The organism is Klebsiella scottii (genome assembly GCF_036561945.1).
GTDB lineage: Bacteria > Pseudomonadota > Gammaproteobacteria > Enterobacterales > Enterobacteriaceae > Klebsiella > Klebsiella scottii.
In genome coordinates this window covers 223905-239562 of sequence record NZ_JARXNI010000020.1, presented here as the reverse complement: position 1 = coordinate 239562, position 15658 = coordinate 223905, and the positions used below count along the sequence as shown (strand labels likewise).

Here is a 15658-nt window from a genome sequence, read left to right as displayed (position 1 = left end):
GGGCTATCGTGCAGGCGGTACGGGCTGTTTACCGTTTTGCCTGCTGGTACAAATTATCCCACATATCCTGAACGAGGATCTGGTCCGGCGGCGAGAGCTCTCCCGCGCCAATCGCTTTTTCCAGACTATGGACGACCCGGTCATTGATCGCTTGCGCCGAGTGATCGTCTCCACCTTCCAGCTCGGCTACCGCCAGCGTCAGGTGGCCACGCAGATAGCCGCCGGCAAACAGTTCATCATCACTGGCGTGGTCTACCATTTCGTCGATTAGCGCCAGAATGCGTGATTCAAACTCCGCGAGCATTGTCTTTCCTCTTCTAGTGTAAAGCGTGGCCTTAGTGCAGGTCTTCCGGCCACGGAAATTGTTCTGCCGTCAGTGGCGGCGTTTGATAATATTTTTGTAATGCCTGAATAAATCGCGCCGGACGTTCCGGGATCCCCTGCTCCAGATAGCTCATGACCTGGGCATGGACCCGCCGCTGAAAGGCAATGCGATCGGGCTCGACGTCCCCTTCCAGGTTGTCGCAGCTGACGTTAAACGGGAAGCCCGCCGCCACGCAAAACAGCCAGTCAAATGCCTGGGGTTTCACCTCGACGTCTTCAAACTGACGCTGCGTCATCGCATCGCGGCCATCCGGGCAGTACCAGTAGCCGAAATCAACCAGTTCACGACGCGCTTTCCCGGCAATGCACCAGTGCGAAATTTCGTGCAGGCCGCTGGCATAAAAGCCGTGGGCAAAGACGATACGGTTAAACGGTACGTCCTTATCAGCCGGAAGATAGATCGGTTCGTCGTCGCCTTTAATCAGACGGGTATTAAAATCGTCGGCGAAGCAGCCGTCAAAAATAGCGATCAGCTGCTGATAATGGTGTTGCTGTTGCATTAATTCATTCCCAACCACTGCAGGATTTCCGCCCCGTGGCTGTCATAAAGAAGTTTCGCGCTCATCACTGCGGACACGACCACGATCATCGGCCGAATCAGCGATTGCCCTTTGCTCAATACCAACCGTGAGCCAGCGCGGGCGCCAATAAACTGCCCTGCCAGCATCACGAATCCAGTGGCCCAAATCACTTTGCCGCCAATAATAAACAGCAGCAGCCCGCCAATATTGGAGGTCGCGTTAAGCACCTTCGCATGGGCGGTTGATTTTGCAAGATTGAACCCGGCCAGGGTAACAAAGGCCAGCGCGTAGAACGAGCCAGCGCCCGGGCCGAAAAAACCGTCATAGAAACCCACGCAGCCGCCGGCGACCAGCGCGAACGGCAGGCCGTATAAGCGACGCTGGCGATCGTCCTCGCCTAATTTTGGCATCAGCAGAAAATAGAGGCCAATGCCGATAATCAGCAGCGGCAAAATCTGTTTGAGGATATCGGACTGCACGTGCTGCACCAGCAGCGCACCGCCGGTGGAGCCGATAAACGTCATCAGAATATTAAGCTTCTGATCGGCGAGGTTCACCACCTTGCGGCGGATAAAATAGAGTGACGCGGAAAGCGAACCGCCGCAGGCCTGCAGCTTGTTGGTCGCCAGCGCCTGCGCCGGAGGGAGTCCCGCAGCCATCAGCGCCGGGACGGTCAACAGCCCGCCGCCGCCGGCCAGGGAATCGATAAATCCGGCGAGAATGGCGACGAAGAAAAGCACTACCAGTACCGTGGGCGAAACCATAAACAGGTCGATAAAACTATCCATTAAAGAACGTGCTCATCCAGTAGCGCCTGGCAGGAAGGCGGCAGCGGAGGCGGCGTCTTCTTCACAGGAGAGGTTGATCCGGGTTTCGGAGGTTCGAACCAGCTTTGCAACTCTGCACCGCAGCCATCGCCGGCAGGCGGCGGCGCCTGCTCTTCGCACTCCAGGCTTCCGGCAGGACAGCGCAGGCGAACATGCATATGCGCACGATGCTGGAACCACGGGCGAACTTTATGCAGCCAGTCGCGATCGCTTCCGGCATCGAGGCATAGCTGCTGTTTGATCGCCGGGTTAACGAAGATGCGCGTGACTTCGCTATCTTCTGCCGCCAGCTTGATCAGCTGGCTAATTTGCGGGCTCCACCGCGCCGGGACAACGCGCTTGCCGTCGGCGGAAACCAGGTCCAGCGCCTGCGGCTTCAGCAGCTGCGCCGGGCTCCAGCGCATCTGCGGCAGCTGGAGGAAAATATCGACATCCAGGCCGCTCTGATGGCTGGCGTGGCCGCCGTTAAAACGCCCGCCGGCGGGCATTCCCATATCGCCAATCAGCATCGTGCCCATTCCCCGACCGTGCACCTGATTGCTCAGGCGCTGGATAAACCGGACAAGATCGGGATGGCCGAAATAGCGGCGCTGGTCGGTACGCATCACCTGGTAGTTTGCCGAGTTCAGGGGCAGCGCCTGGGCTCCCACAATGCAGCCGTTGGCAAAAGCGCCGATCGACTGCGCGCTGCCGCCTATCGGCTGAGTGATTTTTTGCCACGGCGTTGCCGCAGAGCAGGCAGAGCTGGCCAGGAGCGCCAGCAGAGCGATAACGGTTTTTTTCATCGATTACCAGCGTGGAATTGATGTCGTCACGTCGCCGTTTTGCGCGCGTTGACGCATAAAGTGATCCATTAACACGATCGCCAGCATCGCTTCTGCGATCGGCACCGCGCGAATCCCCACGCACGGATCGTGACGCCCTTTGGTGATCATCTCAACTTCTTCGCCAAAGCGGTTAATGGTATGCCCCGGAACGGTGATGCTGGAGGTCGGCTTCAGCGCAATATTAGCGACAATCTGCTGACCGCTGCTGATGCCGCCGAGCACGCCGCCCGCATGGTTGCTCTGGAAACCGGCTTTGGTGATCTCATCGCGGTTTTCGCTGCCGCGCAGCTTAACCACCTCAAAGCCGTCGCCAATCTCAACGCCTTTCACCGCATTTATGCTCATTAGCGCGTGGGCAATGTCGGCATCCAGGCGGTCGAATACCGGCTCACCGAGTCCCGGAGGCACGCCATCGGCTACAACGGTGATTTTTGCGCCAATCGAGTCGCCCTCTTTTTTCAGGCCGCGCATCAGCTCATCAAGCGCTTCAATTTTATCCGGATCGGGACAGAAGAACGGGTTCTGTTCAACCTGCTCCCAGTCTTTAATGGCCAGCGGGATATCTCCCATCTGGGTCAGGCAGCTGCGGATGACGATGCCAAACTTCTCCGCGAGGAACTTTTTGGCGATCGCTCCTGCCGCAACGCGCATCGCGGTCTCACGCGCCGACGAGCGTCCGCCGCCGCGATAATCGCGCAGGCCGTATTTCTGCTCGTAGGTGTAATCCGCGTGGCCGGGACGAAAAACGTCTTTGATAGCGCCGTAGTCCTGCGAACGCTGGTCGGTATTCTCAATCAGCAGGCCAATGCTGGTGCCGGTGGTGACGCCCTCGAATACGCCGGACAGGATCTTAACCTGGTCCGGTTCGCGACGCTGGGTGGTATAGCGCGAGGTGCCGGGACGGCGACGATCCAGGTCGTGTTGCAGATCGGCTTCGGTCAGCGGGATGCCCGGCGGTACGCCGTCGACGATGCAGCCCAGCGCCAGGCCGTGCGACTCGCCGAAAGTGGTTACGCGAAAGAGTTGTCCAATTGTATTTCCTGCCATCACGGCTCCGTCATGTTTGCGTGTTGTTTTTAGTCTTTATAAATACCGAAATGCACCCGTGCGGCGATCAGCTGCGGTTTGGTCAGCATAAACACGCCGTCTCCGCCGTTATCGAACTCAAGCCAGGTGAACGGGACATCCGGGTACTGCTCAATCAGATGTACCATGCTGTTACCGACTTCACAAATCAGAATACCGTCATCGTTGAGGTAATCCGGGGCGCAGGCGAGGATGCGGCGGGTCAACTTCAGACCGTCGCTGCCGGAGGCCAGCCCGAGCACCGGCTCATGACGATATTCACCCGGCAAATCGGACATATCTTCTTCATCGACGTACGGCGGGTTGGTGACGATCAGGTCATATTGCACCTTCGGCAGGTCGCGGAACAGATCCGAGCGAATCGGCGTAACCTGATGAATCAGCCCGTGCTCTTCCACGTTTTGTTCGGCCACGGCCAGCGCGTCAGGGGAGATATCCACCGCATCGACTTCCGCTTCCGGGAAGGAATAGGCGCAGGCGATGGCGATACAGCCGCTGCCGGTGCACATATCCAGGATGTGCTGCGGCTGATGGTCGATCAGTCCGGCAAACTGGTTTTCGATAAGCTCGCCAATCGGAGAGCGCGGCACCAGCACGCGTTCATCGACGTAAAACTCATGGCCGCAGAACCAGGCTTTGTTGGTCAAATAGGCGACCGGAATACGCTCATTGACGCGGCGAATCACGCGCTCAACGATGCGGTGTTTTTCGCTGGAAGTCAGACGCGCAATGCGCATGTCTTCCGGGATGTCCAGCGGCAGGTACAATGAAGGCAGCACCAGCTGCACCGCTTCGTCCCACGGGTTGTCGGTGCCGTGACCGTACCAGATATTCGCCGCGCTGAAGCGGCTTACCGCCCAACGCAGCATGTCCTGAATGGTTTGCAGCTCATTGACTGCTTCATCAACAAAAATTTTATCCACGCCATCCTCCAGGACACGCTCTACTGTAAATTCGGCGGCTAGTTTGCCATGAAGACGGCGATAAATCAGCATTCTTACGTCAGGCTGAGGGGGAAAAGTACGTTTTGCTTGCCTGGATGTACTCCGGGTCGGGTAAACTAGCGCAAAGAAAAGATGAGAGTGGGCAATGAAAAAGAAAACATCGCTTAGCGTGGAGGATCAGACGCTGTTCCGTCAGCTCATGACCGGCACGCGTAAGATTAAGCAGGACACTATCGTTCACCGCCCGCTGCGCAAGAAAATTACCGAAGTGCCGCCGAAGCGTCTACTTCAGGAGCAGGCCGACAACAGCCACTACTTTTCGGATGAATTTCAGCCGCTGCTGAATACCGAAGGGTCGGTAAAATACGTCCGTGCGGACGTGAGCCACTTTGAGTTGAAAAAACTGCGGCGCGGGGACTATTCGCCAGAGCTGTTTCTCGACCTGCACGGTTTAACTCAGCTGCAGGCAAAGCAGGAGCTGGGCGCGCTGATTGCCGCATGCCGCCGGGAACACGTGTTCTGCGCGTGCGTGATGCACGGACACGGGAAGCATATTCTCAAGCAGCAGACGCCATTATGGCTGGCGCAGCATCCGCATATTATGGCCTTCCATCAGGCGCCAAAAGAGTACGGCGGGGACGCCGCACTGCTGGTGCTGATAGAGATTGAAGAGTGGCAACCGCCGGAGCTTCCGTAAACGTCGGCTCCGGGGGGTGATTAGATAGCTTTCGCCATCTTCAGGTTGCAGGGGCTCATCTGCCAGTTGAATTCGCCCTTGCCGTTGGCATCGAGCGTCACGCAGGCAATGGCCGATGTGGTGAACATCGGGGGCGTCTCTCCCGGGCACAGCTCTGAGACGAGGTACCCCACCAACGGCAGGTGAGAAACGACCAGCGCCGTTGCCACACCTTCATTTGCCAGCGCCTGAAGATAGGCGTTGACCATGCCAACATCGCCGCACGGCGTCAGCTCCGGCATGACGTCGACGTCCTTCGGCAGGTTCATGCACTCTCTTACGATATCCAGAGTCTGTTCCGCACGCAGATAAGGACTCACAAGAACCCGCTCAATATCTACTTTCTGACCTTTCAGCCAGGTTGCCATCAGACGTGACTCATCACAACCGCATGCGGTTAAGGGACGAACCGAGTCACTGGCTGCATCGAGGGCAGCGTCGCCGTGACGCATGATAAAAACTTGCATATTGCACCGCTTTTGTTAACCAGAAGCACCGTAGTCTTACCCGCGCAGATAATACGCAGTCGACCCGGTGGCCGGGCATTGTGCCTGATCCATCCAACGAATGAAACGCTGTTTTTTACCTCAGTGGCGTAAGTATAGTCAATGTTTGTTGACAAAATAGCCAACCGACAGCGTCATTCATCGTCGGATTTATCTTCTTTGACCAGAACTTAGGTCGTCCGTTCGCCAGCGGGCCAAAATGTTGCCCCCTGCTCGGCCATGCGCAATAAATTTTCACATGGCGTAAAACGCGGGCCGTACTGCGCGGCCAGGCGCTGCAAAATTGCAACCACTTCACCCGCACCAGATTTATCCATATAGCGGAATGGACCGCCAAGAAACGGCGGGAAGCCAATACCAAACACGGCGCCGATATCGCCATCGCGTGCGCTGCGAATAACCTGCTCATCGAAGCAGCGCGCCGCTTCATTGAGCATCATCATCACGCAACGTTCAGCCACCTGCTGCGCCGACAAGCGCGCCTGCGGGGCAGAAACCCCCAGTAGCGAATAAATTGCCGCATCGGGCCGTTTTTTGCTTGTACGCCCTTTTTTCTCATAAAGATAGAAACCGCGTCTATTTTTTCTGCCTTTGCGATCGTCATTCAAGATCGCGTTAATGATATTTGCAGGCGGGCTAAAACGTTCTCCCCATGCCGATTCCAGAACGGGAATAATTTTGGTGCCGGTATCGATGCCAACCTCATCGAGTAGCTGGATGGGACCTACCGGAAAACCGAATTTAACCAATGCGTTATCGATATGCTCAACGGGTTCGCCCTCCGTCAGTAAGCGCATCGCCTCGTTGATGTAGGGAGCGAGAATGCGGTTGACGTAGAAGCCGGCTTTATCCGCCACTACGATCGGCGTTTTGCCCTGCATTTTTGCCAGCCTGACCACCGTGGCGATGGCCTGCGGGTCCGTATGCTGATGCGGGATAACCTCAACCAGCGGCATTTTTTCAACCGGGCTGAAATAGTGCAGGCCAATCACCCGCTGAGGCCTGCTGGCCTGCGCCGCGATCCCGGCGATCGGCAGCGACGACGTATTGGAGGCAAAGATCGTCTCCGGGCCGCAATGTTGTTCTATTTCGGCGACCATTCGCTGTTTGAGCGCCAGGTCCTCGAATACGGCTTCGATCACCACGTCCCGGTGGGCAAATCCTTGATAATCCGTGGTCCCGGAGATCAGCGCCAGCTGGCGATCGCGCTCGCCGGCACGCATATAGCGGCGGCGTACCTGCTTATCCAGCAGCTCCCAGCTGTACTTCAACGCATGGTTAATCCCGCTGGCCTGAATATCCTTGATTCGCACCGGCAATCCGCCTTTGCTGGCGGTAACCCAGGCGATTCCCCCGCCCATCAGGCCGCCGCCGAGCACGGCGATGCTGTTTAAAGGTCCTGCTTCAGCATCGGCGCCGCGATCTTTCTTCAGCTCGGTGCTGGCGAAGAAAATGGAGCGTAGCGCCTGCGATTGCGGCGTCATCGCCAGCTCGCCGAAGGCCTTCGCCTCTTCGGCGTAGCCGCTGCTACAGCCATGTGCCAGCCCGTTCTCAATGACCTGCAGAATTCGCCTGGCGGCAGGATAGTTGCCCTGGGTCTTCTGCTGCGTCTTCTTCGCCACCAGGCGAAACAGCAGGCTACGTCCTAACGGGCCGGCGAGAACGCGCTCGCGCATTGGCATATTGCGACTCGCCGGACGCCCTTTCAGCGCCAGCTCCACTGCCGTTTGCAGTAAAATAGCGTGCGGTACCACATCGTCCACCAGCCCGGCCTTAAGGGCCTGTCGGGCGCGCAGCTGTTTACCGGTGAGAATCATCTCCAGCGCGCTGCTGACCCCAATCAACCGCGGCAGCCGCTGCGTGCCGCCGGAGCCCGGCAGCAACCCCAGCTGCACTTCAGGGAGGCCAAGACGGGTTTTATCATCATCGCTGCAAACTCGCCCGTGACAGGCCAGCGCCAGCTCAAGGCCCCCGCCGAGACAGGCGCCGTGGATGGCGGCGATCGCCGGAATAGCCAGCCCGTGGATCTCGGCCATAATCTGCTGCCCCTGACGAGCCAGCGCCTCCGCCTCTTCCGCGCTGGCGCAGCGGGCAATCATATTGATATCCGCCCCGGCAATGAAGTTGTCCGCTTTAGCAGAAATAATCACCACGCCGCGCAGGGATTTGTTATCGCGGATCTGGCGGATGATAGACCGGACCTGGCTGCCAAATTCGGCCTTCAGGGTATTCATTTTTTCGCCGGGGGTATCAATGGTGATCACCGCCACGTTGTCCGGACGAATATCGAGAGTAAACGCTGATGCAGGAGTCATCACTCCACCTCCAGAATCATGGCGGCACCTAAACCACCCGCCGCACAGGCGGTGACCAGCCCAAACCCGCCCCCTCTGCGCCGCAGCTCATGCAGGGTTTGCGTTATCATCCTCGCGCCGGTCGCGGCAAAAGGATGGCCGTAGGCAATCGAGCCGCCGAGGACGTTAAATTTGCTGTCATCCACTTCGCCGGTGGCCTGCGAGCGGCCAAGCACCTCGCGAGCAAAACGATCGCTGGCCAGACACTTCAGATTGGCCAGCGTTTGCGCGGCAAAAGCCTCGTGCATGTCGATAAGGGTTAAATCGGCGAGGGTCAGGCCCGCCCTTTCCAGCGCCAAAGGCGTCGACCACGCCGGCCCCAGCAGCATATCCTGCTTAACGTCAATGGCGGTGAAAGCGTAGCTGCGCAGATAGCCAAGCGGGGCTAATCCCAGCTCTTTCGCCCGGGATTCCGTCATCATAATCACCGCCGCCGCGCCGTCAGTTAATGGCGTGCTGTTGGCTGCGGTGACCGTGCCGTGCTTGCGATCGAAGGCCGGACGTAACTTTTGGTAATCAGCGAGGGTAGAATTCTTACGAATATTGTTGTCGCTTGCTACGGGCTCGCGGAACGGCGGCGCGTAGGCGGTCATCACTTCAGCGGAGAGTTTTCCCTCTTCCCAGGCTTTGGCCGCCAGCTGATGCGAACGAAGCGCCAGCACATCCTGCTGCTCACGGGTGATGCCCCAGCTTTTTGCCATCTGCTCGGCGGTATCGCCCATCCGCAGCCCGGTCGAGTATTCGGCCACGGCGGGCGGCACCGGTAACAGATCGCGCAGGCGCAGGCGAGAAAACAGCTTCAGCCGCTGGCCGAGGGTTCGCGCCTTACTGGCATCCACCAGGGTGCGGGCCAGCTTTTTACTCACGCCGATAGGCAGCACCGACGAGGAGTCCGCGCCGCCGGCAATACCCGCACGGATCGTCCCCGCCATCAGGCTTTCAGCAACGTTGGCGACGGCCTGAAAGCTGGTCGCGCAGGCGCGACTGACGCTGTAAGCATCGGTGTGCACGCTCATGCCGGTGCCAAGCACGATCTCGCGCGCAATATTCGGCGCTTCCGGCATCTGAACCACCTGGCCAAAGACCAGTTGTTCAATAATCTGCGGGGGAATATCGCTGCGAGCCAGCATTTCACTGATGACCATTTTTCCCAAATCAATCGCGGGAACGCCGTGAAATACCGTTGCCTGACGAGCAAACGGAGTACGTAAACCGCTGACGATGGCAATGCGATCGCCCTGACGGGTGACAAGCGGTAGTGCCTGACTCATAACTCTCCCCTGTTAACCGATAAAACCAAGTGGTCTGACCTGATAACAGTTTTAACTAATTTTTTACATTAAGCCAATCGGAGAAGCAAAAAAGTGGGAGCCAAAACACATTGAAAGGAGAAGATAACGCCCCGCAGAAAGGGGGCGTCAGAACGGAATTAACGCAGGCCAAGCTGGAAAATCAGGGTTTCCGCTTCGCAGCAGAAGACAAAATCGATATCCAGCTGCACGCCGCCTTCAACATCGCTAAAGGTCGGGGTAATTTTGCACGGTTCAGATTCCACGCCGCGGGCTCTTTCAGTCAACGCCGCCAGCGTTTCGTCTGCTTCAGCGCGGTTGGCAAACACGCGGCTGTAGGAGGCGGTGCAATCGGTGTTGTCCATAATGGTGCCAACATCCATACAGCAGCAAACCGGGGTTTCATCTGCACTAACTTTACTCATCGTAGATTTCCTCTGTATATGCACGCAAGGTGCCAGACAATTAATAGGCTTATTTTACGCCCGGCCGAGGAGTGCCTCCAGTCGTTAATGATGACAACGGCGCTAAGTGACCGAAATCACACTTAAAAATGATCCAAAACAAGAATTACCCGAATCGGACACCCGAGTTGAGGGCAATTTTGCCGACTGGATCGCGTTTTTCGTATCACAATTGAAAAATCTCATAAACAAACTTGCAACATTTCATCTGGTCAGACCTATACTCAGCGCACTGGTCTGATTTCTCTGTCGTAAAGCAGACCCTACACTTCGCGCTTCTGTTACGGCATGTAACATAGTTTGAATAAAAATAACTCAATGAGGTTATGGGCATGAGCCAGAAAACCCGCTTTACCCAATCTGCCCTCGCAGTGGCTGTAGCACTTGTTTCCACACAGGCCTGGTCAGCAGGCTTCCAGTTAAACGAATTCTCTTCATCAGGCCTGGGCCGCGCCTATTCCGGTGAGGGCGCAATTGCTGACGATGCGGGCAATGCCAGCCGTAACCCGGCATTGATTATGATGTTCGATCGCCCAACGATGTCTATGGGCGCCGTATTTGTCGATCCCGATGTCAACATCTCGGGCAAATCGCCGACGGGCAGAAGCCTGAACGCCAATAATATCGCGCCAACCGCATGGGTGCCTAACTTCCACTTTGTGTCGCCAATTAACGAGCAGTTTGGTTGGGGGGCGTCGATTACCTCTAACTACGGGTTGGCCACCGAATATAACGACGATTATGCCGCCGGCAGCATGGGTGGCAAAACCGATTTAACCACCGCCAACTTCAACCTGAGCGGCGCCTATCGCCTGGACAGCCACTGGAGCTTTGGCTTAGGGTTTGACGCGGTCTATGCGAAGGCGAAGATCGAGCGCTTCGCGGGCGACCTGGGGCAGATTGTTGCGGGTTCGGGCGCCCTGCCGCCGCAGCTGGCGGGTCCGGTATCGCAAATTCCTTCCGATACGCAAATTGCGCATCTGAACGGTAACGCCTGGGGCTTCGGCTGGAACGCCGGTATTCTTTATGAACTTGATAAGAATAACCGCTATGGCTTCACCTACCGTTCTGAAGTGAAAATCGACTTTGACGGTAACTACAAGAGCAGCCTGCCGTCAGCGTATAACCAAATTCTCGGTAATTTCGGCCTTCCGGCGGGGACCAACGGTCAGACCACCAACGGTTCTCTGACGCTGAACCTGCCAGAAATGTGGGAGTTGTCAGGTTACAACCGCGTCGCACCGCAGTGGGCGGTTCACTATAGCCTGACCTACACCAGCTGGAGCCAGTTCCAGGAGCTGAAAGCGACCGGCAGCAACGGCGAGACGCTGTTCTATAAAGATGAGAGCTTTAAAGATGCCTACCGCATCGCGCTCGGTACCACCTATTACTACGACGATAACTGGACCTTCCGTACCGGTATCGCCTTCGATGATAGCCCGGTACCGGCCTCCAACCGATCCATCTCCATTCCGGATCAGGACCGTCTGTGGCTGAGCGCGGGTACCACCTACGCCTTCAATAAAGATGCCTCTGTTGACGTGGGCGTATCCTACATGCATGGTCAGCACGTAGAAATTAAAGAAGGTCCTTACACCTTCCGTTCTGAAGGCAAAGCCTGGCTGTACGGCGCGAACTTCAACTACCGCTTCTGACAAGCTGCCGGCATAAAAAAGGGTGAACATCATGTTCACCCTTTTTATTTATATCACCCGATTACTGCGAGTCGATATCTTTCAGATCGCCCTGAATCGCCTGGGCGTTCGGATTATCTGCCGGCGTGAGCTTACCGCCGTTGGCGATAAAGTCATGACGCTGGAAGTAGGCTTCACGCACCAGGATATACGGATCTGAAGACTGGCGCAGCAGGCCATCGGAGTCCAGCAGCTGGGCTCGGGTCTCAACCCCTTCAACCGCCCATTTACCGATAGACATCGGCCAGGTCAGCCAGGAGAGCACCGGATACAGCCCATCAGCCATATCACCGCCTTCATCACGCAGCGTAAAGCTACCGTAGAACGGCAGCTGCACGTATGGGCCATAGCCGACGCCGTAGTGACCCAAGGTGCTACCAAAGCGATGCGGTTCAACCCGCTGCAGCTGCGGGTTCGCCATCCCGGCGACGTCAATCAGGCCGCCCATCCCGAGGAGAGTGTTGAGGAAGAAACGGGTAAAGTGCACCATACCTTTATAGGGATCGCCCTGCAGGAAGTAGTTTGCCATCACCGCCGGTTCTTCAAGGTTGCTGGTAAAATTACTCAGCCCATTACGCGCTGGCTGCGGGACATAGTCGCGCCATGCCACGGCTACCGGACGCAGAACGTACGGGTCCACCACGTTAAAGTTGAAGTTGAACATCGTACGGTTAAACCCTTCAAGCGGGTCTGAACGCCCCTGCGGCCGATCGCCAGAGCTGGAACTGGCACATCCCACCAGCAGTGTGGCGCCGAGCGCAAGCGCCGACAGGCGATAATTCATAGGTGTGTCTCCCTGTTAATTTTGGCTATCACTGTGGGTCATCCGGGGACTGCAGCCTCCATGAAGATATCGCCCGAAGCAAGGTGCACTCTGGTGCCTGCTTTCAGCATAGCCCTCTTTGGTATAAGTGTTGCGTCCTGATTCTATACATATTTTGCAATATTCGTATTGCTATTCTTGCCATTGCACAAAAAATAGGATGTTCACCAGCGCCGTACGCGAAAAATATCTCTACGCTTATGATAATGAAAAATCATCGAGGGAAATGGCATGACCCCACCCCCAAAATCGCCCGATCGCCACGACAGTGCAGAGATGGAGGTTGAGAGCGACGAGAAACAGCAGGGCGAGGAAATAGAGGTTGATGAGGATCGTCTGCCCTCACGCGCCATGGCTACCCATGAAGAGATCCGCCAGGAGGGGGAAAAGGAGCTTGAGCGCGACGGCATGGCTCTGCTTTGGTCAGCGGTCGCCGCGGGCCTGTCGATGGGCGCCTCGCTGGTCGCAAAAGGAATTTTTCACGTTCATCTTACCGACGTAGCGGGTGGGTTCTTACTGGAAAACCTGGGCTACACCTTCGGTTTTATCATCGTTATCATGGCCCGCCAGCAGTTGTTTACCGAAAATACCGTGACCGCCGTGCTGCCGATCATGCATAAGCCCACCCTCGGTAACCTCGGGCTGTTATTACGGCTGTGGGGCATCGTGCTGGCGGGCAACCTCATCGGCACGGCAATCGCCGCATGGGCCTTTGATGTCATGCCAATATTTGACCCGGCGACCCGCGACGCCTTTGAGAAAATCAGCCTGAAGGTAATGCAAAACACGCCGGGCGAAATGTTTGCCAACGCGATTATCTCCGGCTGGCTGGTGGCAACGATGGTGTGGATGTTCCCCGCCGCCGGAGCGGCAAAAATCGTGGTCATTATTATGATGACCTGGCTTATTGCGCTCGCCGATACCACCCATATTGTAGTTGGCAGCGTCGAGATATTTTATCTGGTCTTTAACGGCTCGCTACCGTGGCAGGAGTTCATCTGGCCTTTCGCCCTGCCGACGCTAGCCGGCAATATTTGCGGCGGGACGTTTATTTTCGCCCTGCTCAGCCATGCCCAGATCCGCAACGACATCAGTAACGAGAAAAAAGCGCGGGCCAAAGCTAAAAAAACGACCTAAGTGGCGATAGATTAAGCAGTCAGCCGATAGCTGCTTAACCTGTAAGGAAAAAAACGCTATAATCCCGCCGCTTCGTCCCCTTAGTTAAATGGATATAACGAGCCCCTCCTAAGGGCTAGTTGCAGGTTCGATTCCTGCAGGGGACACCATTTCGAGCTCTCCTGATATCTACCGAATTCGATAAAATCCCCTGATGGCCGGCAAAAAGCGCTTAACCTTGGGTGTAACGTCTACCCGATTCAGCGCGAATCAACAAACATTTGGCAGGCCGATCCCGTTCAATCTCCGGCGAGCCCCAAAGTGCCCGGGAATGCGCATCAGATAACCCAGAGACAATGCCTGAACCATCGGGCTTTTATCAGTACCGCAACATATAGAAAAGCGTGAAACGCCGGAGCTTACAAACAAAGTGCGCCAGTGTTGTAGTGAGGTCTTTCGCTATGCAATTGTAACAGGGCGGAGCGAATACAGCTCAGCGACCGATCCTGCTAGCGCGCTACAACGAGATGAGAAGATTGGGCGGCACCAAACAGATGCCCGGCGATCCGTTTGGCGGTGTTATCTGATTGAGTTTCGCTGGGTGGCTTTGCCGCTGAAAAACGCCATCACCTGTCAATCTGTTTTGTAATGCACGCCTTTATTTTCTTTTTTCTGATCAACAGGATCGCTGAACCAATGATGGATATAATGATAAATCCCCCTCCCATCACCGCAAGAGCTAATCCTTTAAAGAAGTCACCGACGTTACTCCTGATATTATTATTGAACTTACTTTTCAGCTTGCCTGAATACCAGTCAAATAACGACTGGGAGTATTGATAACGTTTGAGCCCCAGATCCACGCCCGTTTGAAAGCAGTCCTCGGCACATCTTTTCAGGCCAATTGTCTTAAAAATCTCGAGCGCGCGGTTATGGTCGTTAACAGACATGAAATACTGAACCAGAGCATAACGTTTATCACTGGAAGTAATATCCACCTGTAATAAATCAAGTAAAATCCTGGCATCATTTTTCGTTAATTTATGGTTAACGGCCTTTTCGTAATAATACCAACTACTGACAAATGCATCACCAGGATATTTTTTATACATAGCATCCAGGTCAGGTTTAATATTGGATATGGCGTAAGTCAGCGTAGAGTAAATATCTTCCACCCGAACTCCATTAAATGGAGTGTAGTACGAAGGGCTGAAGTTCTTTTCGTAAAAATCATGGCTAAGCTCTGGTACTTCACCCTTGTTATTTGATGATGTAGTTTCCCAATATTGAAAATGCCCGGTGCTATCCTTCCAGGCAAAAAAAGCATGAGATGGTGCATATATAATGTAAGCATCAATACCATGCAGATGAGCCGCATCCATCAACAGGTAAGTATTGGTATCGCAATCGGAACGATTTAAGGCATAGTTGTTTGATACCTCGATAGCGGGTGTGTAATAAAAATGTTGTCCGATAAGATGACCGGCACATGACACAAATGCCGCATTTCCATTATCGGAGCCATCAGATTTACATTGCCGGCCCACATTATTAAGATATTGATTAACTTTAGCTGTCGCGATTCTGGCGATAGTGTCATCAGCAATTCCCCGCAGACGATCGCTTACAATCAATTTGTGGGTGAGTAAATTCATGTCAAGATTAACATCAGGCAATATAGTGAGAGCATTATACTGTCGCTTATAAAAATCCTTTTTATAATCTCCCAGGTTTTTAAGGGACGAAAAGGCAACGGCGTAACTGATAAAGACAAAAAACAATCCAGCAGCGAAGCTTAGACACATTAACAACCAGTAGATTTGGCACTTCGATCGTTCGTTTATGAACTTGACTTCCCTTATTCTCATATTCATTCTGTTGAATCCGTTGATGGTAAATTATTTTTCACGCTCAATATATCGTATTAATTTCAGTATTCCGCCCAGCGTTCCTTCCGGTGTACAACATCCGTTACGCCACCTTAAATTTGTTAGCCATTCATTCAAACCTGACAGACAAGCCAGCTATATACGGGCAAGCCTGTACCTGAGGGCATAAGCAGGATATTGCAAAGACCGTAGCGCTAT

The 15658-nt window shown here is 55.1% G+C and carries 15 protein-coding genes, 1 tRNA gene and 1 pseudogene; 5 read left to right on the top strand and 12 right to left on the bottom strand.

What is annotated here, in order from left to right:
- Positions 1-28 precede the first annotated feature (28 nt).
- The 6 genes from QFI97_RS08950 to prmB are packed head-to-tail and all read right to left on the bottom strand — an operon-like array spanning position 29 to position 4568.
- Positions 29-304: a YfcL family protein gene (locus tag QFI97_RS08950; protein ID WP_095100503.1), complete on the bottom strand. Its 276-nt coding sequence runs from the start codon at positions 302-304 to the stop codon at positions 29-31.
- A 31-nt stretch (positions 305-335) separates the two neighbouring features.
- Positions 336-884: an elongation factor P hydroxylase gene (locus QFI97_RS08945; RefSeq protein WP_095100501.1), complete on the bottom strand. Its 549-nt coding sequence runs from the start codon at positions 882-884 to the stop codon at positions 336-338.
- Positions 884-1693 carry a sulfite exporter TauE/SafE family protein gene (locus QFI97_RS08940; protein ID WP_095100498.1) on the bottom strand — a complete coding sequence of 270 codons (810 nt, stop codon included), beginning with the start codon at positions 1691-1693 and terminating at the stop codon, positions 884-886. The genes QFI97_RS08945 and QFI97_RS08940 overlap by 1 nt, the downstream gene beginning before the upstream one ends.
- The gene (gene mepA / locus QFI97_RS08935) at positions 1693-2517 is read right to left on the bottom strand and encodes a penicillin-insensitive murein endopeptidase (RefSeq protein WP_331834764.1); all 825 of its coding nucleotides are present in this window, start codon (positions 2515-2517) and stop codon (positions 1693-1695) included. The genes QFI97_RS08940 and mepA overlap by 1 nt, the downstream gene beginning before the upstream one ends.
- A 3-nt stretch (positions 2518-2520) precedes the next feature.
- Entirely contained in the window at positions 2521-3606 is a 1086-nt protein-coding gene (gene aroC / locus QFI97_RS08930) for a chorismate synthase (protein WP_346430963.1), read from the bottom strand.
- 29 nt (positions 3607-3635) lie between these two features.
- Positions 3636-4568, bottom strand: a complete 933-nt coding sequence (gene prmB, locus QFI97_RS08925; protein ID WP_095101335.1) for a 50S ribosomal protein L3 N(5)-glutamine methyltransferase — start codon at positions 4566-4568, stop codon at positions 3636-3638.
- 166 nt (positions 4569-4734) lie between these two features.
- Between prmB and smrB the strand changes: the two genes are divergently transcribed.
- Positions 4735-5286, top strand: a complete 552-nt coding sequence (gene smrB, locus QFI97_RS08920) for an endonuclease SmrB (protein WP_095100493.1) — start codon at positions 4735-4737, stop codon at positions 5284-5286.
- 20 nt (positions 5287-5306) lie between these two features.
- Here the strand turns inward: smrB and sixA are convergent, their stop codons facing one another.
- The 4 genes from sixA to QFI97_RS08900 all read right to left on the bottom strand — a co-directional run bounded on the left by sixA (position 5307) and on the right by QFI97_RS08900 (position 9899).
- Positions 5307-5792: a phosphohistidine phosphatase SixA gene (sixA, locus tag QFI97_RS08915; protein ID WP_331834765.1), complete on the bottom strand. Its 486-nt coding sequence runs from the start codon at positions 5790-5792 to the stop codon at positions 5307-5309.
- 209 nt (positions 5793-6001) lie between these two features.
- A complete protein-coding gene (fadJ, locus tag QFI97_RS08910; RefSeq protein WP_346430962.1) occupies positions 6002-8146 on the bottom strand; it encodes a fatty acid oxidation complex subunit alpha FadJ in 2145 nt (714 codons plus the stop codon).
- Positions 8146-9456 (bottom strand): acetyl-CoA C-acyltransferase FadI, encoded by a 1311-nt coding sequence (fadI, locus tag QFI97_RS08905; protein ID WP_095100487.1) that lies wholly within the window; start codon positions 9454-9456, stop codon positions 8146-8148. Before fadI ends, fadJ begins: the two co-directional genes overlap by 1 nt.
- Before the next feature lie 158 nt (positions 9457-9614).
- Complete coding sequence (locus tag QFI97_RS08900) at positions 9615-9899, bottom strand: YfcZ/YiiS family protein (RefSeq protein ID WP_095100486.1); 285 nt, start codon at positions 9897-9899, stop codon at positions 9615-9617.
- A gap of 365 nt (positions 9900-10264) precedes the next feature.
- Between QFI97_RS08900 and fadL the strand changes: the two genes are divergently transcribed.
- The gene (gene fadL / locus QFI97_RS08895) at positions 10265-11593 is read left to right on the top strand and encodes a long-chain fatty acid transporter FadL (RefSeq protein ID WP_095100484.1); all 1329 of its coding nucleotides are present in this window, start codon (positions 10265-10267) and stop codon (positions 11591-11593) included.
- Positions 11594-11654: 61 nt separating this feature from the next.
- On the opposite strand, the gene mlaA is transcribed toward fadL, so the two are convergent.
- A complete protein-coding gene (gene mlaA / locus QFI97_RS08890) occupies positions 11655-12416 on the bottom strand; it encodes a phospholipid-binding lipoprotein MlaA (protein ID WP_095100482.1) in 762 nt (253 codons plus the stop codon).
- 270 nt (positions 12417-12686) lie between these two features.
- Between mlaA and QFI97_RS08885 the strand changes: the two genes are divergently transcribed.
- From QFI97_RS08885 to QFI97_RS08875, 3 genes and pseudogenes are all read left to right on the top strand, one after another.
- A complete protein-coding gene (locus tag QFI97_RS08885) occupies positions 12687-13592 on the top strand; it encodes a formate/nitrite transporter family protein (protein WP_095100480.1) in 906 nt (301 codons plus the stop codon).
- A 74-nt stretch (positions 13593-13666) separates the two neighbouring features.
- Positions 13667-13741: transfer RNA gene (locus QFI97_RS08880), tRNA-Arg, on the top strand.
- A 203-nt stretch (positions 13742-13944) separates the two neighbouring features.
- Positions 13945-14106 (top strand): annotated as a pseudogene (locus QFI97_RS08875) (phage integrase central domain-containing protein); the annotation flags it as partial.
- Between the two features lie 91 nt (positions 14107-14197).
- Here the strand turns inward: QFI97_RS08875 and QFI97_RS08870 are convergent.
- Positions 14198-15445: a hypothetical protein gene (locus QFI97_RS08870; protein WP_331834768.1), complete on the bottom strand. Its 1248-nt coding sequence runs from the start codon at positions 15443-15445 to the stop codon at positions 14198-14200.
- Between the last annotated feature and the right edge of the window lie 213 nt (positions 15446-15658).

Bases quoted from the DNA above. Each gene is read 5' to 3' on its own strand.
- fadI (WP_095100487.1), bottom strand. From the start codon at position 9,456: ATGAGTCAGGCACTACCGCTTGTCACCCGTCAGGGCGATCGCATTGCC.
- mlaA (WP_095100482.1), bottom strand. From the start codon at position 12,416: ATGAATTATCGCCTGTCGGCGCTTGCGCTCGGCGCCACACTGCTGGTG.
- QFI97_RS08940 (WP_095100498.1), bottom strand. From the start codon at position 1,693: ATGGATAGTTTTATCGACCTGTTTATGGTTTCGCCCACGGTACTGGTA.
- QFI97_RS08870 (WP_331834768.1), bottom strand. From the start codon at position 15,445: ATGAATATGAGAATAAGGGAAGTCAAGTTCATAAACGAACGATCGAAG.
- mepA (WP_331834764.1), bottom strand. From the start codon at position 2,517: ATGAAAAAAACCGTTATCGCTCTGCTGGCGCTCCTGGCCAGCTCTGCC.
- QFI97_RS08900 (WP_095100486.1), bottom strand. From the start codon at position 9,899: ATGAGTAAAGTTAGTGCAGATGAAACCCCGGTTTGCTGCTGTATGGAT.
- QFI97_RS08945 (WP_095100501.1), bottom strand. From the start codon at position 884: ATGCAACAGCAACACCATTATCAGCAGCTGATCGCTATTTTTGACGGC.
- sixA (WP_331834765.1), bottom strand. From the start codon at position 5,792: ATGCAAGTTTTTATCATGCGTCACGGCGACGCTGCCCTCGATGCAGCC.
- smrB (WP_095100493.1), top strand. From the start codon at position 4,735: ATGAAAAAGAAAACATCGCTTAGCGTGGAGGATCAGACGCTGTTCCGT.
- aroC (WP_346430963.1), bottom strand. From the start codon at position 3,606: ATGGCAGGAAATACAATTGGACAACTCTTTCGCGTAACCACTTTCGGC.
- QFI97_RS08950 (WP_095100503.1), bottom strand. From the start codon at position 304: ATGCTCGCGGAGTTTGAATCACGCATTCTGGCGCTAATCGACGAAATG.
- fadJ (WP_346430962.1), bottom strand. From the start codon at position 8,146: ATGACTCCTGCATCAGCGTTTACTCTCGATATTCGTCCGGACAACGTG.
- fadL (WP_095100484.1), top strand. From the start codon at position 10,265: ATGGGCATGAGCCAGAAAACCCGCTTTACCCAATCTGCCCTCGCAGTG.
- QFI97_RS08885 (WP_095100480.1), top strand. From the start codon at position 12,687: ATGACCCCACCCCCAAAATCGCCCGATCGCCACGACAGTGCAGAGATG.